Source organism: Candidatus Palauibacter sp. (assembly GCF_965237495.1).
Lineage (GTDB): Bacteria > Gemmatimonadota > Gemmatimonadetes > Palauibacterales > Palauibacteraceae > Palauibacter.
Window position 1 is genome coordinate 3813747 of record NZ_OZ250143.1, and the last position, 23263, is coordinate 3837009.

The window sequence follows — 23263 nt, forward strand, 5'->3', positions numbered from 1 at the left end:
TCAATCTGGCGGTGGTGACTTGTTCAGACCATCCCTAGTGTCGTGTCCCGTAAATAGATGGACAAAAGAAGAAGAATAGCGCATCTTTCCCTTCATCCACCCGAACGAGGGGAGAGACCATGTCCCGGGGACATCCGGTGAAGCCGCTCGAAGTCAGCCAGGGAGCCCGTGAGGAACTCGATTCGCTCGTGAGATCGCGCAGTCTGCCCGCCGGACTCGTGCGCCGGGCCGAGATCGTGCTGCTGTGCGCCGATGGCCTGGATAACAAGGCGGTCGCCGAGAGGGTTCGCACCAGCCGCCAGACGGTCGGCAAGTGGCGCGAGCGTTTTCGAACCCAAGGCCTCATGGGCCTGTACGACGAACGCAGGCCGGGCAAGCCGCGCTCCATCGATGACGACGAAATCATGGGGCTGCTGAGCAAGACGCTCGAGACCAAGCCTCCCGATGGCGGCACGCACTGGAGTTGCCGTTCCATGGCGGACGCCACGGGGATCTCGAAGTCCACCGTCCACCGCGTCTGGACCGCGTTCAGCATCCAGCCCCACCGGCAGAAGCACTTCAAGCTCTCCACCGATCCGTTCTTCGCCGAGAAGGTCCACGACATCGTCGGACTCTACCTCAACCCGCCCGCAGGCGCGATGGTCCTCTGCGTCGACGAAAAGAGCCAGACGCAGGCGCTGGAGCGAACCCAGCCTCTGCTGCCCCTTGGGCTCGGATACGTCGAAGGCGTCACGCACGGCTACATCCGCCACGGCACGACCACCATCTTTGCCGCCCTGGACGTGGCCACCGGCCAGGTCATCGCCCAGTGCAAGCCGCGGCATCGTCATCAGGAGTTCCTGAGCTTCCTGGGGCACATCGACGCCAGCGTGCCTCCCGGCCTCGACGTCCACCTCGTCGTCGACAACTACGGCACCCACAAGCATGCCAAGGTCAAGCGCTGGCTCGCCGCCCGGCCATGCTACCATCTCCACTTCACCCCCACCTACTCCTCCTGGCTTAACCAGGTCGAGATCTGGTTCAACATCATCACCCGAAAAGCCATCCGCCGCGGCTCGTTCTCCTCCGTCACCGAACTCAAGGAGAAGATCCTCGGCTTCACCGAGCACTACAACAACTCCGGCACGAAACCCTTCATGTGGACCGCCACCGCGGACTCCATCCTTCAGAAGATCCAGAGACTATGTACAGCTATCTCTGGGACACGACACTAGGCTGTTCAGCCCTCCGCGCGGGGAGCCCCCACTCATCCGGCCCTGTCACCGTCGCTGGGTCACGTCCCGTCCTCCCGACCATCAACGCAATACGACTTGCTTCGTCGGCCGTCGCCGACCCTCGCGATGGTCTCCCTATCGGAGTCCGGTGTAGGGGATTTCACGGTATGCGTGCGGGGGATTTTCCCCTCACGAATGTAGGGGTCTTCCCGCTATTGCGGGCCATCGCGCGTCGCCAGAATCAGAGTGCCGGTACGGATCGCCGAAGGGTCTTGGACGGCCTTGGGGCTCGCAAGACCGGCGAAATGGAGTCGTTCGAAGCTGTATCGAAGTTCACGTCAACGCGGGAGCAGTACGATGAGAAAGCAGCAAAACATGGCCGGAAGCCGATTGCGGCCCCTGTCCGGGATGGCCGCTGTTCTGTTCGTGATCGGGATCGTGCTGACCGAAGAGGCATGCAGCGAGGCCGATCTTGCTGGGCCGGTGATCGATCCACCCACCGAAATCGACACACCTGCAACCGCTGCACGTACCGACCACGCGCCGGAAGTCTTTGCATCCGTCACGACCGGCACCCTCGGCGGGATCGATGCACGATTCGACCAAATCAGCAAGATCGTACCGGAATTCGCTGGATATTATATCGATGACGACGGTGACGTCGTGACCGCGCTCACGGATCTCACAAAGGCGGTGGCAGTCGACAGCTTGACCCGGGGCGAGGTTGATGCGAAGCTGCTGGCTTCCGGCGGCCAGCGGGAATACAAACAGGTCACGTATTCGTTCAGCCAGTTGCTCGTTTGGCGCGACCTGATCGCTGGCGAACTCATGATCCGAGGTGACGTCGCGTTCATGGATATCGACCAGGCGCGGAACCAACTCTACATAGGGCTGATCAGCCCTGCTGCCGATGCCGGAGTCAGAGCGTTGGCCGCACGGGCGGACATTCCAGCGGCAGCGATATTTCTTGAATCCGTAGGGCGACCGAGGCCGGATGCACTCCGAGCGCCTAACGTCATGGCCGATAACATCAACACAGGTCGCTTCGCGACCTCCTTGGGTGGCATCCGCGTACGGATTGATGGAGATCCAGACTGGTTATGTACGCTCTGGTTGGGTGTCAAGCGGGGGGGGAACAGCGATACCTGACCGCGTCGCACTGTACTGATGATGATTTCGCATCGTTGAATACGGACCTTTGGATGAATCAGGGCAGCTCGAGTACTGCTGATTGGCTTGGGGACGAACGGAAAGACCCGGCGGACACCTGTGACATACCGGATCCGGTACCACCGGGAGCGGACCAAGATAAGTGTCGCTGGTCTGATGCGTCCCTGTTCGGAAGGCCAAATGGAGCGACGACGGAGCGTTTTATTCAGGGGTGGATCGCAAAACCGGTCTCGGAAGGTGGCTCCCTCCAGCACGATCATTCTGCAGATAGCGTATTCACAATGGACAACGAGGCAACTCCAGTGGCGGGAGATGATGTCCAGATGGTTGGGAGGAGCTCGGGCTGGAGGACCGGTGAAGTACTGCATGATTGTACGTTGGTTTTCCAGTGGGTAGATGACTACGTCCTACGGTGTCAGGCGATCGCGACGTACACTGCAGAGAAGGGCGATAGCGGAGCTCCAATATTCAGCGCGAGTGAACCTTATGGCATAATCGGGATGCACGTCGGGCGAACGTACTTCGAGCATAATGGGCAATCTACGTATCGATCAGTGATCTCACCTATCGACGGCATCGAGAGAGACCTGGGTTTGCTTGTTACGAGAGGCCGGCCGAATAACATTTGAACGAGTTGGGTTAGTTGCTCATGAAGAGAATAGTCGTGTGTCTGGCGATCGGCGGACTCCTGTTGGCCTGCGAACGAGTCGTGCATGCTCCGTGGGCGGAGCCGTATGAGACTCTAGCAGTCATCGAGGGGCGAGACGCGGAGGAGTATCCAGTCGTTGTTACCGTGCCGGATTCCGTGGAGACAGGCGAGTGGTTCATCGTGTCCGTGCGAACGTACGTCGACAGTCCCTGCGACAGTAAGGGGAGAACGCAAGTCGAGAACAGGGAAGCGCGAGCACGGGTGGTTGTATACTCGCTGATTGGGGTGGCGGGAAACTGCGTACGCACACGAATCCGCGAGCATACGGCCGAGCTGAAGCTCACCGAATCTGGCATCGGTAGAGTGGTCGTCGTGGGATTCAGCCAGATTCGTGGCGTCGTTCAGGATGAGTACACTATTCTTGTCCGTTAGGTTGTACAAGTACGGTAATCACCTGACACCCGGCCTCGCTGAGGTCAGCGCTTCAGGACTGCCGTCTTCACCTCCTCTTTGGGTTGACTTTCTTCCGGCTCGGGGGCTTCTGGAATCCCGCACGGGAGACTGAGAGGCGTGGTGCTGCCGCACGGTTCTGGGTAACCGGAACCGAGTGGCAATCTCAGCATCGTGGAGCGGACCGGTGACGTCGCCGGGAGCCTCGTGTGGACGGAGTATCGGGGGTTTCCAACTGCGGACAGTACCGCACCCGCGGGGTATCGTGACAGGCAGGCACGGAGGATCAGATATCGTTCTTCACGTACGAGAATGGGGATCGACACCGGTTCGAGGGTAAGCAGACGAGCGAGACGATCTTTCTTGGGCGAGGATGAGAGCCGGAGTGGTCACACGGTGGAGTTCGTGCGCGTCCCGGAGCCCGCCCGAGGCGACCGCGACACGCACATGGGTCGGCCATGCGTGCCCTCTGTGACGGTAGGCGCGTTCGCGGGAACGCACCGCGGGGTGGCGGTGGCTCGCCGCAGGATGTCGGGACCGTGAAGCTGGCTGCGAGCGGCGGCGCGCTGACCCCCGAGGAACGCCGCGCAGCGGAGGCGGTGGACGCGGAACGACTCTTCGCGCTCCTGGCCGACGTCATCGCGATCGAGAGCGTCGCGAACCGCGAAACCCCGGCCCAGCAACGGGTGGCCAAAGAGATGCGGGCCATCGGTCTCGAAACGGACGTGTGGGAAATCGACTTCGAGCGGCTGCGCCGGCACCCCGCCTACACGGCGGACGTGGATCGCCGGGATGGCCTCGGCGTCGTCGGGACGATGGGACGCGGCGAGGGCCGAACGCTGATCCTCAATGGCCACATCGATGTCGTCCCCGCGGGCGAAGTCGCTCGCTGGACACACCCGCCCTTCGAACTCACGCAGCGCGGCGGGCGCCTGTTCGGCCGCGGGGTCGTGGACATGAAGGGGCAACTCTGCAGCGCGGTGGAAGCCGCGCGAGCGCTGCGCGAGGCGGGGGTGGAACTCGCCGGGGCGCTCCAGGTCCAGAGCGTCATCGGGGAGGAGGACGGCGGCTCGGGGATGTTGGCCACGATCGAGCGCGGCCACACCGGTGACGGGGCGATCGTCGTCGAGCCGACAGAGTTCGTGATCGCGCCGGCGCAGGCTGGCGCCCTCAGCTTCCGCCTCACCGTACCGGGGCTTGCCGCGCACGGGGCGCTGCGGGAGGAGGGGGTGGACCCGGTCGAGAAGTTCATCCCCATCTTCCAACGACTCCGGACCCTCGAGGCGGAGCGGAATCGCGACGTGGCCGACGTGCTGTTTCGGGGGGAGGCGCTGCCGTTCGCCCTGACGATGGGGCGGCTCCGAGCGGGCATCTGGCCTTCGACGGTCGCCGAGAGCCTGGTCGTGGAGGGTCGCTACGGCGTCGCGCCCGGGGAGGAGCTCGCCGGGGCGCGCCGCGCGCTGGAGGGCGCGGTGGCCGAGGCCGCCTCCGGTGACGCCTGGCTGCGCGACCACCCGCCCACCGTCGAGTGGACAGGGGCGCAGTTCGCCGCCGCCCGCACAGACGAGAGCGACCCCGTGGTGAGCGCCTTGGCCGGTGCCGTGCAGTCACTCGGTGGCACGGAGCCTCGTGTCGGGGGCGTGCGCTACGGCGCGGACATGCGGCTCCTCGTCAACCAGGGCCAGGTGCCCACCGTGCTCTTCGGCCCCGGCGATGTCCGCCGATCGCACCGCCCCGACGAGAGCATTCACGCCGAGGACCTCGTGGACACCGCCCGCATCCTCGCCGTCACCGCGATCCGCTTCTGCGGCCTTCTGGCTTCGGGCTCGCCCGCGAGGGAGCTCCCGGACCGGGTCTGAGGCTATGTTGCCGGTGCCGATCGGCACCATCCACAACGGAAGGTGATGGGCATGTCTAGCACTTGGCGGTCATGGTGGAAGTTCGTTGGCGGGATCATCGCGGGCGCGATGATCATGACGATCTGGTACGCAGTACGGCCTCAGCCGTGGACCGATTCAGCCGAGTCCATCACCCGGGGGTGTGCGCAGCGGGGGCTGGGTACGGAATTCACGGTTGCCGACGGCCGCGTATCGAGTTGGGAATGCGTAGCTCCATGAGTCGTCATCAGGCCTGCTCCTGAAGGGTCTCTCAGCGAACGCGGAACCGGCAGTCTCAAGGCGGAGCGCCATCGTCCGACTGATTCCTGATCCGCGTCCATACCTGCGACCCAGTAGCTCCTAATTAAAGATTGGGGCGCGTTTCTTTATTAGCGGCGGGCGCTATTCAAATCACTTAAGCAGGCGTGGCGTCCCCTACGAGCCGTACTTGGGCTTTCTCAACGAGGGTGCCGCACTCGAGGAGTAGCGTGTCAGGCGAGTTTCGGGACGCGGCCCGACGCGGTCAGGGTCCGGAAAGTTCGTACACGAAGAGGTGGCCTTCGAACGGGTCGAATCCGACCACCTCGCGTTCGGGATCGAGACCGAGCCGGATCCCCTGCAGTTCGAAGGGGGCGTCCAGCGACAGGAGGATCGATCCGATGTTCCGGCCCGACGCATCGAAGCGGTCGATGTGGAAGAAGCCGTCCTCCGTGCGGACTCCGACCAGGGCCCACACCTCGCCGTTCTCCCCGACGCGGACGTCCGTCAGCAAGTCCACGCTGTACTCGGCCACGGGCGGGCGACCAGGGCTGATGTCGGCGCTCGTGGTCTCGTCCAGTTGCCGTCGATATGCGTCCGCGAGCTCCTCCGGCATGCAGGTCTCGAGGGTCCGCACGTGACCCCCGTCATCGAACAGCTCGATGATCCCGCTCGTGGGGAAGTAGACGGCCGCGAATCTGCCCCCGGTCGCGACCCGGACCCGGACGTAGCCCAGGTTGTACCGGGCGTCGTCGAGGCTGTCCGCCGTCGCCGACCAGTGTTCTCGAGTCTGGCGGCCGTTCTCGTCCGTACTGGTCAACACCGGCGCCTCCGTGCCACGGCGCGGCCGCAGGTGCAACCCCCATACGTCGTGCACCAGCCAAACGCGGCCGTCAGAAGTCACGCCGAGGTCGTTCGGGTTCGAGTTCAGCCGGAACGTGTCCACGAACCGGCCTTCCCCGTCGAAACGATGGACGGAGGGAGGGTCGCCCTGTAGAACCAGCAGTTCGTTGGAACCGGGCCCCGACGTCGCGAGGGCGCGCGGCTGCGTCAACTCGCCGGGTCCGGGCCCTGCCCCGGCCCAGACGTCAAAGGTGGTCAGGTCGCCGGATACCCGGACAAGTTCGCCGGCGAGACCATCGAGAACCGCATAGCCCGTTCCATACGGGGTCAGGTCGGCAACCCGGCCGGGCGCCCAGGGCGCCTCCGCGGCGACGCGCTCTCCCCCGTAGTTGTTGGCGTCCAGGCCGTCCGCCTGCAGGACGCGCACGCGGCGAGCCTCGACTGTATCCGCGACAGATGTCACGCAGCTCGACCCCGGGATGAAGGCCGCCGGGGGTCCGGTCGGCTCCTGGGCGGCTGCCGCCCGTCCCCCGGGCAATGCGAGCACCGCCGCGAGCACGAGGAGGGCCCGAATGAACACCACCGTCGAGCTTCGCGCCCGAAATCTCCGGTTGACTTGCACGTCGCTGCGCTTCTCCTTCGAAGGGACAGGTCAAGGTCGGAACGCAGACGCATACACTCAGCCGCGCCGATCGATCCGACCGCGCCTCGGTGCCATCCCGGGATGACGGAAGGCTGGACCGCTTCAAATCACGAGCAGGGTGCCGATCCGGGCGATCTGCTCGAAGTGTCCGTCGCTCGTCAGCACAGTGGACCCCGTGTGGGCCGCGCAGGCCGCGATCCAGGCGTCGTTCGTCGGAATCGGTGTCCCTGCCCGCTTCAGGTCGGCCACGATCTCGGCGTAACAGCGGGCTACTGCGCCGTCGACCGGCACCACCTCGACCGGTGACGCCGCGAGGAAATCCGACAACTCCGTCTCGTTGCGGGTTCTGTGGACGCCGCCAAGGAAACCGAACCGAAGTTCCCCCAGCGTGACGGCCGGTACGCCCACCCAGATGGCCCGGTCCAGGATGTTCGCGATCCGCGCGCTACCCCTCCGCAGGCGGCTGTAGGCCGAGGTGTCCAGGCAGTAGCGGCTCATTCCCACATTTCCGGGTCGATCTTCCCGAAATCACGGGTCGCGGCCTCGAATTCGCGGAATTGCGTATCGGTCCAGCCCCCGGCGAAGCGTCCCAGTCCGTTGGACCGAGGGGTCCCGACACCCAGACTCTGCTTGAGAAGGTCCAGCACCGTCTGGTTAAGGGATGTCCCGCGCCGCCGTTTCTCTTCGTTCAACGCGCGCCCCAACTCCGCTGGCACGCCTCGTACCGTCAACGTCTTCACGTCGTCTCCCGGGTGCTGTCATAATATGCATGCATACCACGTCATAGTATGCAAGCACACTGGCTGCGATCAAGTGTGGGATTGCGCCCTTCCGGTCGGATCACGTCTCAACAAGGTTCAGACTGCGTAGCTTCATCAACGGCTGCCCAATTCAAGTTCCTCGAAACAGGTGCTGCCATGTCTACTCGGATTTCGGTTGGAATCAGGTTCCCCGTCTCGTTCGCCTTGGCGTTCGCGACGATCGGCCTCCCGCTGCGGGCGCAGAGCTTCGCGGTCGAGGAGGCGACGATCGCGGAGGTCCACGCGGCCTTCCAATCGGGTGACCTCACCTGCGAGGGACTCGTCCAGAGCTACCTGGCCCGGATCGACGCCTACGACAAACAGGGGCCACGACTCAACTCGATCGCGATCGTCAACCCGGAGACCCTGCCGGAGGCGCGGGGCCTCGACGCCGCCTTCGCGACCGGCGGCCTCACCGGACCGCTGCATTGCATCCCCGTCCTGCTCAAGGACCAGGTCGAGACCCGCGACATGCCCACGACTTTCGGGTCCGCGCTCTTCGAGGGCTACGTGTCGGGGCGGGACGCGACCTCCGTAACCCGGATGTCGGATGCGGGCGCCCTCATCATCGCGAAGACGAACATGGGCGAGTTCGCCTCGCGCTACGTCGGCTCGGGGTTCGGGATCATCCGCAACGCGTACGATCCACGGCGCAACCCGAGCGGTTCCTCCGGCGGCACCGGCAGCGGTGTGGCCGCCAACTTCGGCATGATCGGCATCGGCGAGGACACCGGCGGCTCCATCCGCGGACCGGCGGCCGTGGTCTCGCTCGTCGGTCTCCGTCCCACTCTCCCGCTCGTGAGCCGCTTCGGGATGATGCCCGCCAACCCCACCACGGACACGATGGGCCCCATGACCCGCACCGTGATGGACGCCGCCATCCTGCTCGACGTCATCGCCGGCTACGACCCCAACGACCCGGTGACCGCGTACTCCGTGGGAGAAGTCCCGGACTCGTATACCGATGGGCTGGCGGCCGACGCACTGGCCGGCGCCCGGCTCGGGATCATCCGCGATCCGATGGACCAGTCCGCGGATCCGACATCGGAAGGGTTCCAGCAGGTGCGCGCCCGAATCCAGGCGGCGATCGGCGCGCTGAGCGAGCTGGGGGCCGAGGTGATGGACGTCGCTGTCCCCGGGATCGAGGGCGTGGCCGCCGTCTTCGCCCTCAACTCCTACGAGACGGAGGAGGCGACGGACGCCTATCTGGCCGACCTCCCCGACGCCCCGTACCAGACGCTCGCCTCGATCCTGCTGAGCGGCCGCGTCAATCCGTGGCGGGCCCGCGGCATGGCCGATCTCCTCGGGAAGACGACGCGCGACCCCGGCTATCTCGAGTACCTGCTCGCCCGCGAGCGCGTCCGGCAGGACGTCATCGCAACCATGGCGGAGTACAACCTCGACGCGCTCGTCTACGCCACCTTCGACCATCCGCCCGACCTGATCGCCGAGGACGTCGAGACGAACCCCGCCCCGGCCGACCGCTACGCGCTGGGAGACAACCGCTCGCTGAGTCCCCTGACGGGGTTCCCGGCGCTCACCGTCCCGGCCGGATTCACGCCCGACGGCCTGCCGGTGGGTATCGAGTTCCTGGGCCGCCCCTTCACGGAAGCGATGCTCCTGCGCTTCGGCTACGCGTTCGAGCAGGCGACGCACCACCGCCGGCCCCCGCCTTCGGCGCCGCCGCTTGGCGGTTGATGCCATCGGCATGCATCACTAGGTTGTGCTTGCACAACCAGATTGCACAACCAGAGAGAACGCATGTCGCGGATTCACTTCGTCGTCAAGGAAAGCGCCAAGATCCGCTATCAGGCCGAGGCGGAGCGTGAGGGGAAGTCCCTCGGGCAATGGCTACGGGATGCGGCCGACGAGAAACTCGCCGCCGCGCGCCCACGCCTGTTCACCGTCGAGGAACTCCGCGAATTCAACGCGGAGTGCGATGCACGACGTTCCGACGAGCCGGAGCCCGACTGGCCCGAAGTGAAGCGTATGATCGCGGAATCGAAGATCTCCGGGTTGGAGATCACGTGATCTTCGTTGACGTGAACGTGTTCATTCACCACGTGGGTCGGAAGCATCCGCTGCGCCGGGAGGCACGCGAACGCATCTCTCACTCCCTGCGTGAGGGTGACCATCTTGTCACGTCGGCGGAAGTCCTCCAGGAACTGCTCCATTTCTACCTCCGGAGCCGACGGGTTTCCGCGCTCAACGACGCGTTCACCCTCGTGGAGGCCTGCATCGACGAAGTCTGGGCCGTGGAACAGTCAGACATCATGATGGCTCGCCACCTCGTGACCCGACATCCCGGCCTCGAGGCCCGGGATCTTGTTCACCTCGCCTGTTGCCTCCGGCGAAAGGCTCGAGGCCTAATGACTTTCGATCGGGGCTTGGCGGCGGCCTGGAATCCCAAAATGTAGGCTCTCCGGCCTGTTTGGAGCGGGTCCGCCGTCTTAGCGTACCTGCGGAGTCTCCGCTGGCGGACGGTACAGAAGTTCGGAGGAGAGGATTCCCATGAACGACTCACCAGGACGAGCGCACACGATCGTCGGTTTGGCCATGCTTCCGGGGCTGCTGGGATCCATGCTGCCGGTGCAGCGGGAGGTTCGGGCCCAGGAGGTCGATCAATCGCTGGTGGCGGAGGTCGTCGCCGGCCTCCCGCTGCGCGAGATCGGCCCGGCGGTCATGGGCGGCCGCATCGCCGACATCGCCGTCCACCCGCACCGGAGCAGCACCTGGTACGTCGCGGCCGGCTCCGGCGGGTTGTGGAAGACGACCAACGCGGGCGTGACGTGGGATCCCGTGTTCGAGGACCAGACCGTGTACTCGATCGGCGACGTCGCGATCGATCCCAACAACCCGGGCGTGATCTGGGTGGGGACGGGTGAGAACGTGAGCGGTCGGCACGTGGGCTGGGGGGACGGCGTCTACCGCAGCCGAAACGGCGGGGAGACGTGGGAGAACGTCGGGCTCCGCGACTCGCAGCACATCGGGAAGATCCTCGTCGATCCGCGCGACAGCCGCGTCGTGCTGGTCGCGGCGGAGGGGTCGCTGTGGGCTCCGGGCGGCGACCGCGGCGTCTACAGGTCCACCGACGGCGGCGACTCGTGGACGCTCGTGCTCGGGATCGACGAGAACACCGGCGTCACCGACATCGAGTTCGCACCGGGTGATCCAAATGTTGTCTACGCGGCGGCCTACGAGCGGCGGCGGAAGATCTGGGGGCACCTCGCCGGCGGGCCCAACTCGGGCATCTACAAGTCCACCGACGGCGGCGAGAGCTGGCGCCGGATCTCGGCGGGACTCCCGACGGGGGACGTCGGGAAGATCGGACTCGCCGTCACCCCCGCGAATCCCGCGGTCGTGTACGCGACCATGGAGGCGGGAGACGATGAGCGCGGCTTCTACCGGTCCCTCGACAAGGGCGAGGGCTGGGAGAAGCGGAACTCCTACATCTCCGGGGGCACCGGCCCTCACTACTACCAGGAGATCGAGGCCTCGCCGCACGACGCCGACGTCGTGTACCAGATGGACGTGTTCATCCAGGTGACGCGGGACGGCGGCGCGACCTTCGGCAACCTGGAGACGGCGAACGACAAGCACAGCGACAACCACGCGCTGTGGATCGACCCCGAGGACGGCATGCACCTGATCGCCGGGACGGACGCCGGGCTGTACGAGAGCTTCGACGACGGCCGCACCTTCCGGCACTTCCCGAACCTGCCCATCTCGCAGTTCTACAAGCTGGCGCTCGACACGGCGCAGCCGTTCTACAACGTGCTGGGCGGTGCGCAGGACCTGGGTACCCTGTGGGGGCCGGCGCGGACGATGAACGTCGAGGGCATACGGAACCGCGACTGGTACGCGCCCATGGGTGCGGACGGGTACGCGGTGCAGATCGACCCGAGGGATCCCGACATCCTCTACCTGCAGACGCAGCAGGGGAACCTCTACCGCTACGACCGGAAGAGCGAAGAGGCGCTCGACATCCAGCCCCAGCCCGCGCCCGGCGACCCGCCCGAGCGCTTCAACTGGGACGCGCCGATCCTCGTCAGCCCGCACGACCCCGACCGCATCTACCACGGCTCGCAGCGGGTGTGGGCGAGCGATGACCGCGGCAACTCGTGGACCGCGATCAGCGGCGACCTGACGACGAACGTGAACCGCTACGAACTGCGGTTCATGGGCCGCGTGTGGAGCGTCGATGACCTCATCGACAACGGCGCCATGTCGAAGTACGCCACCCTCACCGGCATCTCCGAGTCGCCTGTCGCCGCGGGCGTGATCTACACGGGAAGCGACGACGGACTCATCCATGTGACGGAGGACGCGGGCGCCACCTGGCGGCGGGCCGCGGAACTGCCGGGCGTGCCGGAGCGCGCGTTCATCAACGACGTTGAGGCCTCGCAGCACGACCCGGCCACGGTGTTCGCCGTCGCGGACAACCACAAGGAGGGCGACTTCCGGCCGCTGTTATTCGAGAGCAACGACAGGGGCCTGACGTGGCGCTCGATCGCGGGAGACCTGCCCGCCGGGACGATCGCGTGGGCGATCGAACAGGACCACCTGAGTCCGAACCTCCTCTTCCTCGGAGCGGAGTTCGGCATGTACGTGAGCGTGAACGGAGGCGCCAACTGGCACATGCTCCCCGGCCCCACGATCTCCCACCGGGATCTCGAGATCCAGCGCCGTGACGACGATGTCGTCGGCGCGACGTTCGGCCGCGGCTTCTACGTGCTCGACGACTACACGCCGCTGCGCGAACTGGCCGGCGGCGCGACGACCGCCATGGCCGCGGCGGAGGGAGGGGCGCTGTTTCCGGTCCGCGACGCCTGGTGGTACGTCCCGTCCGTGCCCATGCAGGCGCGCGGGAAGCCGACGCTGGGGACGGATGACTACACCGCGCCCAACCCGGACTTCGGCGCCACGCTGACGTACTACCTGCCGGAGACGCTGACGACGGCCGGCGAGGCCCGCCGGGCCGTCGAGCGGGCGGTGCGAGACCAGGGTGGCGATGTGGCGTTCCCCGGCTACGACGTGCTCAACGCGGAGGCGACGGAGAGCGGGCCGCGGGCGCTGGTTGCGATCGCCGACGCGGTCGGCCGCACCGTGCGCTGGGTTACGGGCCCCGCGAGCCAGGGGCTGCACCGCGTGAGTTGGGACCTGAGGGCCCCGGCGCCGGATCCCATCGATCTCACCGTGCCCGGCTTCACGCCGCCCTGGGTGGGGCCGCCCCGGGGCCCCCTCGCAGCCCCCGGCGACTACTCCGCGCAACTCGTCGTGGTCACGGCCGAGGGCGCGAGGGAGGTCGGATTGGCGCAGACCTTCGCGGTGAGAGCGGTGCCTACGGCGGAGGCGGGCACCGACTTCGGGGCCGTCGTCGCCTTCCAAAGCGAGGCGTCGGAGCTGATGCGCCGCATTTCGTCCGCGGGTGAGGAACTCGGCCGCGCCCGGGACCGGCTCCGTCACATGCGGGCCGCGCTCCTCGAGGCGCCCGCCGCCCCCCTCGCCCTGTTCGACGACCTCGACGCGCTCGACAGCCGGCTACAGGGGTACGCGATCCGGCTCTTCGGCGACCCGGCCCGGCAGCGGCTGAACGAGTCCACCGTACCCTCGATCTCGAACCGGGTGGGACGGGTGATCGGAGGCCACTGGGACACGCGCCAGACGCCGACGGCGACGCACCGGCGCAACCTGGAGATCGGCGAGACCGACTTCGGCGCGTGGCTGGCCGAAGTCGAGGGCTTCATGTCGGGGGACTTCATGCGGGCCGAGGCAGCGCTCGAGGCCGCCGGCGCCCCCTGGACCCCCGGCCGCCGCCTCCCCGGCGGCTGAGGGCTAGAGCACAGCGCGGTTTGCCCTACTCAACCTTCGACGAGTACGGTATGGAAGTTAACGGTCCGATGACCTTCGGCCCCAAGTTTGAAGCGGTTGAGTTGGGAGGCAGGGTAGAGGCGAGGCGGGGATGACGGTTCAGCAGCACAGTACAAAACGGATCGAAGCTCGCACCCGCGAATCCGATGTTGTGGGCATGCCGGTGCCCAAACAGGGAGAGCGGCCTGCGGCATACGCCGACCGAGTCGGTGAGTGGTACGTATCGCGCAAATCGGCTCGGCACAGGAAGGACCACGGGCTCTACCTGACGCCGGTGCCGGTCGCCGACTTCATGGCCGGCAAGATTGCTCCGAGAACCAGTCGGGTTCGCGTCTTGGATCCAGCTGCTGGGGCCGGGGTCCTTTGCTGCTCTGCCATCGAATTCCTTGTTTCTCGCGATCCACTTCTGGAGCACGTGGAAGTCGTCGCCTTCGAAATCGACGAGGACCTTATCGCGCCCCTGCAAGCGGTCTTGACCTACTTGGTTGATTGGGTCCTCGAGTCATGCGATCTCAAGGTGGTGGTTCGCGTCGAGGCGGTCGACTTCGTTCTCGCCAACGCTGAGGGTTTGGGCGCAGACAACGACCTCTTCACGGCCAGCCCGCGAGACCCGGCTTTTGACATCGTAATTTCCAATCCGCCTTACTTCAAAATCAGCAAGACCGACCCGCGCGCTGTCGCCGCATCCTCTGTAGTTCATGGTCAGCCGAACATTTATGCGCTCTTCATGGCCGTGAGCGCGACGCTTCTACGCGACGGTGGCAGCTTCGTATTCATCGTCCCTCGCAGCTTCGCGTCAGGTCCGTACTTCCAGCGCTTCCGGAGCGTTTTCTTCGACCAGGTTCGACCAGCCGAAATCCATCTGTTCGAATCGCGCCGCGCCGCCTTCAGACGCGATGAAGTGTTGCAGGAAAGCGTGATCTTCGCAGGTCTTCGCGAGTCCGGTTGGCACCGGAGCCGCGCCGCCTTTTCCATCGCCGTTTCCGCAAGTGCTGGAGTGGACGATCTCAGCCATGCGGACCAGCGCACCGTTCCCGCCACTCAGATTCTCGACATCACCTCCAGGGACAGGGTCTTACGCCTGTCACCGGACACGACAGCGGATGGGATCATTGCGCTCGTAGATTCCTGGCCGAACAACCTTCGGACCCTGGGACTCAATATCTCCACGGGCCGCGTCGTCCCATTCCGCGCGCGACCGCTGATCCGAACGAAGGGCAACGTACCCGCAACCCATGTGCCCTTGCTCTGGATGAACCATGTGCGGGCGATGCGAACTACTTGGCCACTGAGACGGCACAAGCCGGAATACATCGCAAGATCCGGCGCGCGGTCCTTGCTCGTCCCCAACCGAAACTACGTTCTCTTGCGCCGTTTCAGCGCAAAGGAACAAGCTCGCAGGCTGACGGCTGCCCCTTATCTTGCGGGCGATCTCGCAGTCCCGACAGTGGGGTTCGAGAATCACCTGAACTACATTCATCGACCCGGCGGAGATCTTTCTGTTGACGAAGCGTGGGGGTTGGCGGCTCTCTACAATAGCCAGTTACTCGACACATATTTCAGGACCATAAGCGGAAACACGCAGGTGAGTGCTACGGAGATGCGGGCCATGCCGCTTCCATCACGGGAGACAATCAGGGCTCTTGGCAGGCGGGCAAGGCGCCTTCCGGACCGAACGCGCGGTCTGGAAGAACTCGTTGCCGCTCTTGTGCGGGCACCGGGGAGCGGAGGAAGCAGGGCCGTTGGCAACGATTGAGGAGGCCCAGGAAATCCTTGAGGCACTCGGTATGCCAACGGCCCAGACGAACAAGATGTCTGGACTCACGTTGCTGGCATTGTGCGGCCTCACACCCAACGAGCCTTGGTCGGACGCGAGCCGGAAGCGGTGCACCGTGACCAAGAGTATCATGAGTCACGTCAAGGACCACTACGGTATTGAGTACGCGCCCAACACCAGAGAGACGTTCCGGCGGCAAGTGCTTCATCAGTTCATACAGGGCCGGGTCGCCGATTACAACCCGTTCGAACCGGACCTGCCCACGAATAGCCCACGTGCCCACTACGCGGTCGCGAAGGCGGCGTTGAGGGCCGTACAGGCATACGGTGGGGATGGGTGGCCGAACGCAACCGCAAAATTCCGCAGCGAGCAGGGATCCCTTCAAGAGCGTTATGCGCGAGACCGAGACCGGGCGATGATCCCGGTTGCAGTTGGCGACGGTAACGAACTAAGGCTTTCTCCGGGGAGGCACAACGAGCTACAGAAGGCAATCGTCGAGCAATTTGCGCCACGCTTTGCGCCCGGTGCTCAACTGCTGTATCTGGGCGATACAGCGAAGAAGGATGTTCGTTGATGGCCTAACGCTGCAAAGACTTGGCATCTTCATCAATGATCACGACAAGCTTCCAGACGTCGTGCTCTATGACGCCGAGCGAAATTGGCTGTTCCTAGTGGAGGCCGTGACGTCACACGGTCCGGTGTCGCCGAAGCGCGTCCTTGAGCTTGAGGAGATGTTGGCCGCGTGTCCCGTAGGCACCGTCTACGTGAGTGCCTTTCCTGACTTCCGGGAGTTTCAGAGGCACATCAAGCACATCTCTTGGGAGACAGAAGTGTGGGTGGGTGAAGTGCCAGATCACATGATCCATTTCGACGGAGACAGGTTTCTGGGGCCAAGGACGTGACAAAGCAACCGCACGAAGAGGGGGAAGGCCGGTTTCAGTTCATGTCACGTCAGGGTCCCCAAGGCAGTCCGGCGGGCCGACCACGTCGCCGGAGTTCCAACAGGTATCCCGCAGCTGCTTCCTCCTCTTCGCGAAACAGTTCGTATGCGGAACGGTCACGGTCTTCGGCATAATGGCATTCACGATACAGCTTGTTCCCCCCGCACCGGCAATACTCGTCCAACATGCGTCGCTTCATCGCAACGTTCGCGGAACAGTGTTGGCGACCCGGCCATCGGCCCAAGAATTGCAGATGCAGAGTCTTCGCTAGCCAACACACACACCAATCCAGCAGTTCGTGCAGTGGGTCCCGGCCCCAAATCCACTCCCCCGGTGTGTAGGTGCATAGGCTCGCGTCCGGGTAGACGTGATAGCTGGTCGGACGGACGCCGTCCTCCCACGTAGCCCAGACACGTACGTCGGGCACGTAGGCGCCACCGGTAGCGGCCAGCGGTGGCGATACTCTGTAGGGGCCGTTCAGCGGGACTTCGAGCACCAACTGGGCACGATAGGGCAGCGATCGGATCACGCCGACACGCGCGGAGAGAAGGGCGAGGCTCGAAGATCTGCGGGGTACTGCCGCGCTCGGATACCAAAGCTGCAACTCTTCGAGCCCCAGCGCCTCCCTCAGCCGATGCCCGAAGGTGTGTGCGGGCGCACCGGTCTGGTTGGCGGACGGACCGGCTCTAGAGGTGGACGGACGGGCTTCTCGACATCCACGAGTTGGTCGGGACGTCGCAATCAACGATTTCCCAGATCGAGGCTGGCGAGCGGAACCCGTCGTACAACATGCTCCACAGACTCGCGTCCGCACTGAACGTTTCCGTAGGGTACGTGTTGGGGGAGACCGAGGTCAGCGATCTGAGGCCAGAGGAGGAAGCACATTTTCGTGAATACCGTAGTCTCTCAGAGGGTGCCCGTCGTCAACTCAGCCAGTACGCGCAGTTTCTCCGGAAGACACAAGGCATCGATACGGCGGAGGACGGAGAAGGGTGAATTCGGAAGGCCTCCGGTTCGCACGCCGGTTCCGCCAAGCCCTTGAGCTTAGGGACGTGCGGCAATGCGATCTGACCGAAATCGCCGCGGCGGACGGCATCGAGGTCATCGATTTTGACGACCCGGACCCCGGGTGTACGGCGTGCCTCCTCCCGAACCCTCACGGCGATGGGGGGGCGATTTTTCTCAAGCCCGGTCAGAATACGGGCCGCCGTCGTTTCTCAATCGCTCATGAGCTTGCCCACTACCATATCCCCACGCATCGAAGAAGAGACCGCCGCTGCAAGGAGTCGTCGCTCCAAGCGACCCGGGGCTTCGGCGGTGAAGTGGAGTGGGAAGCCAATTCGTTCGCAGCTGAACTCTTGATGCCGGCCAAGTTATTCAGAGCAGACGCGCGAGAACTCGATGTGAGTTTCGAGGCCGCCTATCAGCTAATGTCCCCTGACGGATACGGCGTCTCTGCCACTGCCGCCGCACGTCGAATCGTGCAGGTGTCCGAAGAGAGTTGCGCGCTCGTTGCAACCCGAAATGGATCCGTCGAGTGGCAGGAGCGCTCTAACTTCTACTACCGCATGGCTACCCATGGACAGCGTATTCGCGGCGGTACGTTGGCGGCGGCCGTGACCCGCCGAGAGTCGGCCAATGCCCGTTGTGAGCGCGTGGACGCGGCCGAGTGGCTCGATGATCCACATGCATGTGAAGTTACCCTCCTTGAGAGTACGCATGCCATCCCAAGTCTGGGGCAGGTCCTGTCACTTCTCTGGGTGCCGGATGCCGACGGCTGAGTCGCGCCGGGATCGGTCGTGCGTTCCTAAAGATCGTCGACTACCACTAGGCCCAAGACAAGCGCGATTCGTCGCGGACCCCTGTTAAGAAGTACCGGAAAGGCCTATCTTGATTGTAGATAGCGGATTCGGGCGCGGACGCCCGGTCCCAACCAAGGAGGCCTTTCCGGTGAAGAGAATATCGCACGGCCAGAGCCGCGGGAACAGTGCCCGGCGGAAGCGGAAGGTGAAGGCGCGGCACCGTGGGGCGGGACGCCGGCGGGCGCGGGCGAACCCGGTGTTCGCCTCGGGCGGGCTCCACTACGAGATCGGGGCGCGGACGAGCGCGATGAGCTACGGCGGCATCGGCGCGGTGCGGCGTCTGGTGTCGAAGCTGGGGCTGGCGCGGGAGATCGACCGGCACCTGGAGCTTCTGAGGCGGCACCTGCCGTACCACGAGTCCGACCACGTGCTGAACATCGCCTACAACCTGCTGTGCGGGGGCGCGCGGCTGGAGGATCTGAACGGCCCGCGCCACGACGCGGCGTACATGGATGCGCTGGGCGCGGAACTGATCCCGAGTCCGACGGCGGCGGGCGACTTCACGCGGCGCTTCTCCGAGTCCGACGTGATCGAGTTGATGGAGTGCGTCAACGCGGTCAGGCCCAAGCTGTGGCGGGGCCGGGGCCGGGATCTGCTGGGGCCGGTGGCCTACGTGGACGTGGACGGGACGCTGGCGCCCACGCTGGGCCGGAAGAAGGCGGGCATGGACATGTCCTACAAGAAGGTGTGGGGCTACCACCCGCTGGTCGTGTCGCTGGCCAACACGGGCGAGGTGCTCTACCTGGTGAACCGGCCGGGCAACGCGGTGAGCCACCAGGGCGCGGCGGCGTGGATCGACAAGGCGATCGACCTTGTCTCGCCGCATGTTCCCAGGGTGTGCGTGCGCGGGGACACGGACTTCTCGCTGACCGTCAACTTCGACCGCTGGAGCGAGAAGGCGGACTTCGTCTTCGGCCATGACGCCCAGCCGGCGATCATCGAGCGGGCCGAGGCGCTGGAGGAGGAGGACTGGAAGCCTCTGAAGCGCAAGCCGCGCCACACGTCCCGGACGGGGAAGGCGCGGAGCAAGCGGCCCGACGAGAAGGGGCGGATCGTGCGCGAGCGCGGCTACGTCAACAAGCGGCTGAACCACGAGGACGTGGCCGAGTACGACTACCGGCCGGGGAAGTGCCGCAAGACGTACCGGATGGTGGTCGTGCGAAAGAACACCGGCAAGATGAAGGGCGAGCTGTGCCTGGTGGACGAGATCCGCCACTTCTTCTACGTCACCACCCGGAGGGACCCGGGCGCGGCGGAGGTCGTCCGGCTGGCCAACGCCCGCTGCGACCAGGAGAACGTGATCGAGCAGCTCAAGAACGGGGTGAACGCGCTCCGGGTGCCGGTCCATGACCTGGTGAGCAACTGGGCCTACATGGTGATGGCGGCGCTGGCGTGGAACCTCAAGAGCTTCCTGGCCATGATGATGCACCTGAAGGCCGACCGCCGGAAGTACGTCGCCATGGAGTTCAGGCGCTTCGTCCGCGAGATGATCCTCGTGCCCTGCCAGGTCATCCGCCGGGCCCGGCGGACCACGCTCCGGATCATCGGCTGGCGGCCCACCACCGACCGGCTGTTCAGCGTCTGGCGCACGATCGAGAGGACCGGCTTCGGCTGACGCCACCCCCGGCTCTCACGCTCTTTCGCTCTTCCGACGACAACGCCGGGACCGGTGTCTCCCGGCGCCAAATCACGCCCCCTCAAGCCCCGCCCGCCGAGCGAAGAACCCCGCATCCCCGCCTCGGCGCCACCCAAAAACGGCTTCCCGGCAGGCCCTTCGGCCCATAATCCGCCACCCAACTTCATAATGATGCCTCGCCAGCGCTACTCGCTTGTTTTAGGCCTAGCTAGCGTGAGATGTCTGCGAACAAGCTGGCGCCGGTACATCCCGGCGAGGTGCTGCTGGAAGAGTTTCTCGAGCCGCTGGAGATCAGCCAGTACCGTCTGGCCACGGACATCGGCGTAGCTCCTGGCCGGATCAACCAGATCGTGCACGGTAGGCGCGCGATCACCGCGAATACGGCGCTGCGGCTCTCGGTCTATTTCGGGACTTCGGCGAGGTTCTGGCTCAATCTCCAGACGGGCTACGATCTTGATGTCGAGAGAGAGCGCCCGCTGTCCGTGACGCCCCTCCGGGCTGCTAAGGGATCCTGAGCAGCCGGGGGTCTTGCCAAGGCCTGCTGGCCTCAGTGGCCGATGGCGAGTCCGTCCTTGCGGGGGTCTGACGCCCCGGCCCAGCCGCGCTCCAGTTTCATGACGAGCTGACCCCCGCCGAACGAGGCACTCTCCCAGTCGACGAGTTCGTGGCCGAGCGCGCCCATGCCGGCCTCAAGGCCGTCGGTTAGCCGCTCGACCGCGACCCGCAGGCCGCCCATGTGCCGGAACCGGGCCGCGTCGATCGCCTGCTGCGGGTCCATCCCGAACTCGATCATGTTGAGGATGACCTGCGTGTGCCCCTGCGGCTGCATCGCCCCGCCCATCACCCCGAACGCCAGCAGCGGCTCGCCGTCCTTCGTCACGAACCCCGGGATGAGCGTGTGGAAGGGCCGCTTTCCCGGCGCGACCTGATTCGGGTGCCCGTCCTCGAGCGTGAAGCCGGCGCCGCGATTCTGGAGGACGAAGCCCGTCCCCGGGACGACCACGCCCGAGCCAAAGGCACCGTAGATGGAGTGGATGAACGAGACCATGTTCCCGTACTGGTCCGCGACCGACAGGTAGATCGTCTCGGTGGCGGTCGCGAACTCGCCGGGCTCGACCCGCTCGGCGGCCAGCGCCGGGTTGATGAGTGCTCTCCGCGCCGCGAGGTAGTCGGGCTTGATCAGCTCACGCGGGTCGATCTCCATGTGGTCGGCATCGGCCACGTGCCGAGCCAGGTCGGCGAACGCGACCTTCTTGGCCTCGATGAGGTGGTGAAGGTACTCCGGCGAGTTGTGGCCCATGCCGGCGAGATCGAACGGTTCGAGCAGCCCGAGCATCTGCAGCGCCGCGATGCCCTGGCCCGCGGGAGGAAGCTCCCACAGCGTCCAGCCCTTGTAGTCGACCGACAGCGGTTCGATCCACCGCACTTCCATGGTCGCCATGTCGGCCGGCGTCAGGTACCCGCCGAGTTCCGCCAGTCCCTCGGCCACGCGCGTTCCGAGGGCGCCGCCGTACATGGTGGATGGGCCTTCCGCGGCGATCATGCGCAGAGACCGCGCGAAGTCGGGGTTCCGGAACCACTCGCCCGCTTCGGGTGCCCGCTCGCCATCGATCAGGTACGTCGCCGCGGCTCCGGGGTCCGCCTGAAGCTTGCGCAGCTGTTCCCGCCACTGGCGAGCGATGATCGGCGTGACCGGGAACCCCTCCTCGGCGAGCGCGATGGCGGGGGCCACGAGTTCCGCCAGCGGCCGGCTCCCGTAGGTCTCGTTCAGCGCGCCCCAGCCGGCGATCGCGCCCGGCACGGTGACAGCGCCCGGCCCCGAGCCCGGCACCCGGTCGTAGCCGTCGGCGCGGATCCGCTCCGGGGTCATGTTCGTCCCGGCCCGGCCGGTGGCGTCCAGGCCCACCAGCCGGCCTTCTTCCGCCGACCAGAAGAGCGCCCACAGGTCGCCGCCCAGCCCCGTCATGTGCGGCTCGACGAGCGAAAGCACGGCGGAGGCGGCGACCGCCGCGTCAAAGGCGTTCCCGCCCCCCTTCAGCACGCCCAACGCGACGCTCGATGCCATGGGCTGGCTCGTCGCGACCATCCCGTTCGGGGCGTACACCGTCGACCGTCCCGCCATGGACGCGGGAGCACTCATCGCTGCCTCCTGCCGTGACGGGTCTCGCAGGCTCTCCGCGTCCGCGGTCCCGCATCCGGCGGCGGTCACGACGACGAGGGCGAACACGAGAGCCGAAGCAAGGTCGCGAATACGCATGACTGGTCTGATCCCGCCAGGGTTACTCTGATGCGAACGGTGCTGCAAACTGCGGTGCGGACTGTGACGCCACCCGGACACTAGGGCCTCCACGCGGACATGGCATCCCATCCCTCGTATCGGGTGATGTTGACCGGGTCCGATCCGTCGGCCTTCATCGCGTAGATCTCGGGGTTCCCATCGCGCTTGGTCGAGAACAGTACATACTGCCCGTCGGGCGACCAGCGCGGCAGTTCGTCCACTCCCGCGATGCGCGAGAGGTTCGTCTGGCCGCTTCCGTCCGCCCTCATCACATAGACCTCCGCGTCCCCGATATCCCGGAACGAGGTGAAGACGATCCTCGCTCCGTCCGGCGACCAGGCCGGAGACCGCGCCCCGCCCTCCACGGGAAGCCGCTGTAGCCCCGTGCCATCGGTGGCCATCGTCCACAGCGAGAACGTCTCCCCGTCTTCGCGGTCCGAGGCGAAAACGATCCGGGCTCCGTCGGGCGACCACGCCGGGTCGACATCGAATGAGGAGGGACCGCGGGTGATGTTGACCGGGTTCGATCCGTCCAGGTCGATCACCCAAATGTCGGGATCGCCCGTCCGCTCGGACACGAACACCACGCGACTCCCGTCCGGTGACAGCCGTCCCGATCGGTCGTTGGCGGAGTCCCGCGTCACCGGCCGCGGGTTCGATCCGTCCGCGTTCATCAGGTAGATGTCGGGGTTCCCGTCGCGCCAGCTCGTGAACACGATGCCCGATCCGTCCGGCGTCCAGCTGGGTTCGAGGTTCGTCTCCCCTTCAATCGTGAGGGGTCTCTGTCGCGTCCCGTCAACGTTCATCACCCAGAGGCGCAGGTATCTCTCGCGAATCGACGTGAAGACGATCTGGCCGGAAGGAGGGAGTTCGGGGCCCGTCACGTCTCCGCAACCGAGCACAGCCGACCCCATGATTGCCGATCCCAGCACACAGGCCGCGACCCCGCGCCGCCGATCCGCTACCCGGGATCCAAGCGAACCACGACGCACCT

18 protein-coding genes and 1 pseudogene are annotated in these 23263 nt (G+C 65.6%); 14 read left to right on the forward strand and 5 right to left on the reverse strand.

Annotated elements, in window-relative coordinates:
• Positions 1 to 119: 119 nt before the first annotated feature.
• The 4 genes from ACPXY0_RS16775 (at position 120) to ACPXY0_RS16790 (ending at position 5342) form a co-directional block, all read left to right on the forward strand.
• Positions 120 to 1214 carry an IS630 family transposase gene (locus tag ACPXY0_RS16775; protein ID WP_423926527.1) on the forward strand — a complete coding sequence of 365 codons (1095 nt, stop codon included), beginning with the start codon at positions 120 to 122 and terminating at the stop codon, positions 1212 to 1214.
• Between the two features lie 357 nt (positions 1215 to 1571).
• Positions 1572 to 2363: a hypothetical protein gene (locus tag ACPXY0_RS16780; RefSeq protein WP_423926529.1), complete on the forward strand. Its 792-nt coding sequence runs from the start codon at positions 1572 to 1574 to the stop codon at positions 2361 to 2363.
• Positions 2364 to 3033: 670 nt separating this feature from the next.
• Positions 3034 to 3465: a hypothetical protein gene (locus tag ACPXY0_RS16785; RefSeq protein WP_423926531.1), complete on the forward strand. Its 432-nt coding sequence runs from the start codon at positions 3034 to 3036 to the stop codon at positions 3463 to 3465.
• Between the two features lie 557 nt (positions 3466 to 4022).
• Positions 4023 to 5342, forward strand: a complete 1320-nt coding sequence (locus ACPXY0_RS16790; protein ID WP_423926533.1) for an ArgE/DapE family deacylase — start codon at positions 4023 to 4025, stop codon at positions 5340 to 5342.
• Between the two features lie 541 nt (positions 5343 to 5883).
• On the opposite strand, the gene ACPXY0_RS16795 is transcribed toward ACPXY0_RS16790, so the two are convergent.
• The 3 genes from ACPXY0_RS16795 to ACPXY0_RS16805 all read right to left on the reverse strand — a co-directional run bounded on the left by ACPXY0_RS16795 (position 5884) and on the right by ACPXY0_RS16805 (position 7844).
• Positions 5884 to 7044 carry a hypothetical protein gene (locus tag ACPXY0_RS16795; protein ID WP_423926535.1) on the reverse strand — a complete coding sequence of 387 codons (1161 nt, stop codon included), beginning with the start codon at positions 7042 to 7044 and terminating at the stop codon, positions 5884 to 5886.
• A gap of 162 nt (positions 7045 to 7206) precedes the next feature.
• Positions 7207 to 7602, reverse strand: coding sequence for a type II toxin-antitoxin system VapC family toxin (locus ACPXY0_RS16800; protein ID WP_423926537.1), 396 nt, complete (start codon positions 7600 to 7602; stop codon positions 7207 to 7209).
• On the reverse strand, positions 7599 to 7844 hold the full coding sequence (locus tag ACPXY0_RS16805; protein WP_423926539.1) for a hypothetical protein: 246 nt from the start codon (positions 7842 to 7844) through the stop codon (positions 7599 to 7601). Before ACPXY0_RS16805 ends, ACPXY0_RS16800 begins: the two co-directional genes overlap by 4 nt.
• A 177-nt stretch (positions 7845 to 8021) precedes the next feature.
• Between ACPXY0_RS16805 and ACPXY0_RS16810 the strand changes: the two genes are divergently transcribed.
• The 10 genes and pseudogenes from ACPXY0_RS16810 to ACPXY0_RS16855 all read left to right on the forward strand — a co-directional run bounded on the left by ACPXY0_RS16810 (position 8022) and on the right by ACPXY0_RS16855 (position 20506).
• The gene (locus tag ACPXY0_RS16810) at positions 8022 to 9602 is read left to right on the forward strand and encodes an amidase (protein ID WP_423926541.1); all 1581 of its coding nucleotides are present in this window, start codon (positions 8022 to 8024) and stop codon (positions 9600 to 9602) included.
• 63 nt (positions 9603 to 9665) lie between these two features.
• The gene (locus ACPXY0_RS16815) at positions 9666 to 9935 is read left to right on the forward strand and encodes a hypothetical protein (protein ID WP_423926543.1); all 270 of its coding nucleotides are present in this window, start codon (positions 9666 to 9668) and stop codon (positions 9933 to 9935) included.
• Positions 9932 to 10321, forward strand: coding sequence for a type II toxin-antitoxin system VapC family toxin (locus ACPXY0_RS16820; RefSeq protein ID WP_423926545.1), 390 nt, complete (start codon positions 9932 to 9934; stop codon positions 10319 to 10321). The genes ACPXY0_RS16815 and ACPXY0_RS16820 overlap by 4 nt, the downstream gene beginning before the upstream one ends.
• A gap of 94 nt (positions 10322 to 10415) precedes the next feature.
• Complete coding sequence (locus ACPXY0_RS16825; protein ID WP_423926547.1) at positions 10416 to 13736, forward strand: WD40/YVTN/BNR-like repeat-containing protein; 3321 nt, start codon at positions 10416 to 10418, stop codon at positions 13734 to 13736.
• A gap of 130 nt (positions 13737 to 13866) precedes the next feature.
• On the forward strand, positions 13867 to 15531 hold the full coding sequence (locus tag ACPXY0_RS16830) for an Eco57I restriction-modification methylase domain-containing protein (RefSeq protein WP_423926549.1): 1665 nt from the start codon (positions 13867 to 13869) through the stop codon (positions 15529 to 15531).
• Between the two features lie 31 nt (positions 15532 to 15562).
• Positions 15563 to 16454 (forward strand): annotated as a pseudogene (locus tag ACPXY0_RS16835) (BsuBI/PstI family type II restriction endonuclease).
• 762 nt (positions 16455 to 17216) lie between these two features.
• The gene (locus tag ACPXY0_RS16840; protein ID WP_423926551.1) at positions 17217 to 17489 is read left to right on the forward strand and encodes a helix-turn-helix domain-containing protein; all 273 of its coding nucleotides are present in this window, start codon (positions 17217 to 17219) and stop codon (positions 17487 to 17489) included.
• On the forward strand, positions 17486 to 18274 hold the full coding sequence (locus ACPXY0_RS16845; protein ID WP_423926553.1) for an ImmA/IrrE family metallo-endopeptidase: 789 nt from the start codon (positions 17486 to 17488) through the stop codon (positions 18272 to 18274). Before ACPXY0_RS16840 ends, ACPXY0_RS16845 begins: the two co-directional genes overlap by 4 nt.
• Before the next feature lie 169 nt (positions 18275 to 18443).
• Entirely contained in the window at positions 18444 to 19970 is a 1527-nt protein-coding gene (locus ACPXY0_RS16850) for an IS1380 family transposase (protein WP_423926555.1), read from the forward strand.
• 239 nt (positions 19971 to 20209) lie between these two features.
• Positions 20210 to 20506, forward strand: coding sequence for a HigA family addiction module antitoxin (locus ACPXY0_RS16855; RefSeq protein WP_423926557.1), 297 nt, complete (start codon positions 20210 to 20212; stop codon positions 20504 to 20506).
• A gap of 32 nt (positions 20507 to 20538) precedes the next feature.
• Here ACPXY0_RS16855 and ggt read toward each other — a convergent pair whose 3' ends face one another.
• Positions 20539 to 22248 (reverse strand): gamma-glutamyltransferase, encoded by a 1710-nt coding sequence (gene ggt, locus ACPXY0_RS16860; RefSeq protein WP_423926559.1) that lies wholly within the window; start codon positions 22246 to 22248, stop codon positions 20539 to 20541.
• Positions 22249 to 22328: 80 nt separating this feature from the next.
• Complete coding sequence (locus ACPXY0_RS16865; RefSeq protein WP_423926561.1) at positions 22329 to 23153, reverse strand: DPP IV N-terminal domain-containing protein; 825 nt, start codon at positions 23151 to 23153, stop codon at positions 22329 to 22331.
• Between the last annotated feature and the right edge of the window lie 110 nt (positions 23154 to 23263).

Excerpts from the sequence above, each read along its gene's own strand:
- ACPXY0_RS16775 (WP_423926527.1), top strand. The coding sequence starts at position 120 with ATGTCCCGGGGACATCCGGTGAAGCCGCTCGAAGTCAGCCAGGGAGCC.
- ACPXY0_RS16780 (WP_423926529.1), top strand. The coding sequence starts at position 1,572 with ATGAGAAAGCAGCAAAACATGGCCGGAAGCCGATTGCGGCCCCTGTCC.
- ACPXY0_RS16785 (WP_423926531.1), top strand. The coding sequence starts at position 3,034 with ATGAAGAGAATAGTCGTGTGTCTGGCGATCGGCGGACTCCTGTTGGCC.
- ACPXY0_RS16800 (WP_423926537.1), bottom strand. The coding sequence starts at position 7,602 with ATGAGCCGCTACTGCCTGGACACCTCGGCCTACAGCCGCCTGCGGAGG.
- ACPXY0_RS16810 (WP_423926541.1), top strand. The coding sequence starts at position 8,022 with ATGTCTACTCGGATTTCGGTTGGAATCAGGTTCCCCGTCTCGTTCGCC.
- ACPXY0_RS16815 (WP_423926543.1), top strand. The coding sequence starts at position 9,666 with ATGTCGCGGATTCACTTCGTCGTCAAGGAAAGCGCCAAGATCCGCTAT.
- ACPXY0_RS16825 (WP_423926547.1), top strand. The coding sequence starts at position 10,416 with ATGAACGACTCACCAGGACGAGCGCACACGATCGTCGGTTTGGCCATG.
- ACPXY0_RS16830 (WP_423926549.1), top strand. The coding sequence starts at position 13,867 with ATGACGGTTCAGCAGCACAGTACAAAACGGATCGAAGCTCGCACCCGC.
- ACPXY0_RS16855 (WP_423926557.1), top strand. The coding sequence starts at position 20,210 with ATGTCTGCGAACAAGCTGGCGCCGGTACATCCCGGCGAGGTGCTGCTG.
- ggt (WP_423926559.1), bottom strand. The coding sequence starts at position 22,248 with ATGCGTATTCGCGACCTTGCTTCGGCTCTCGTGTTCGCCCTCGTCGTC.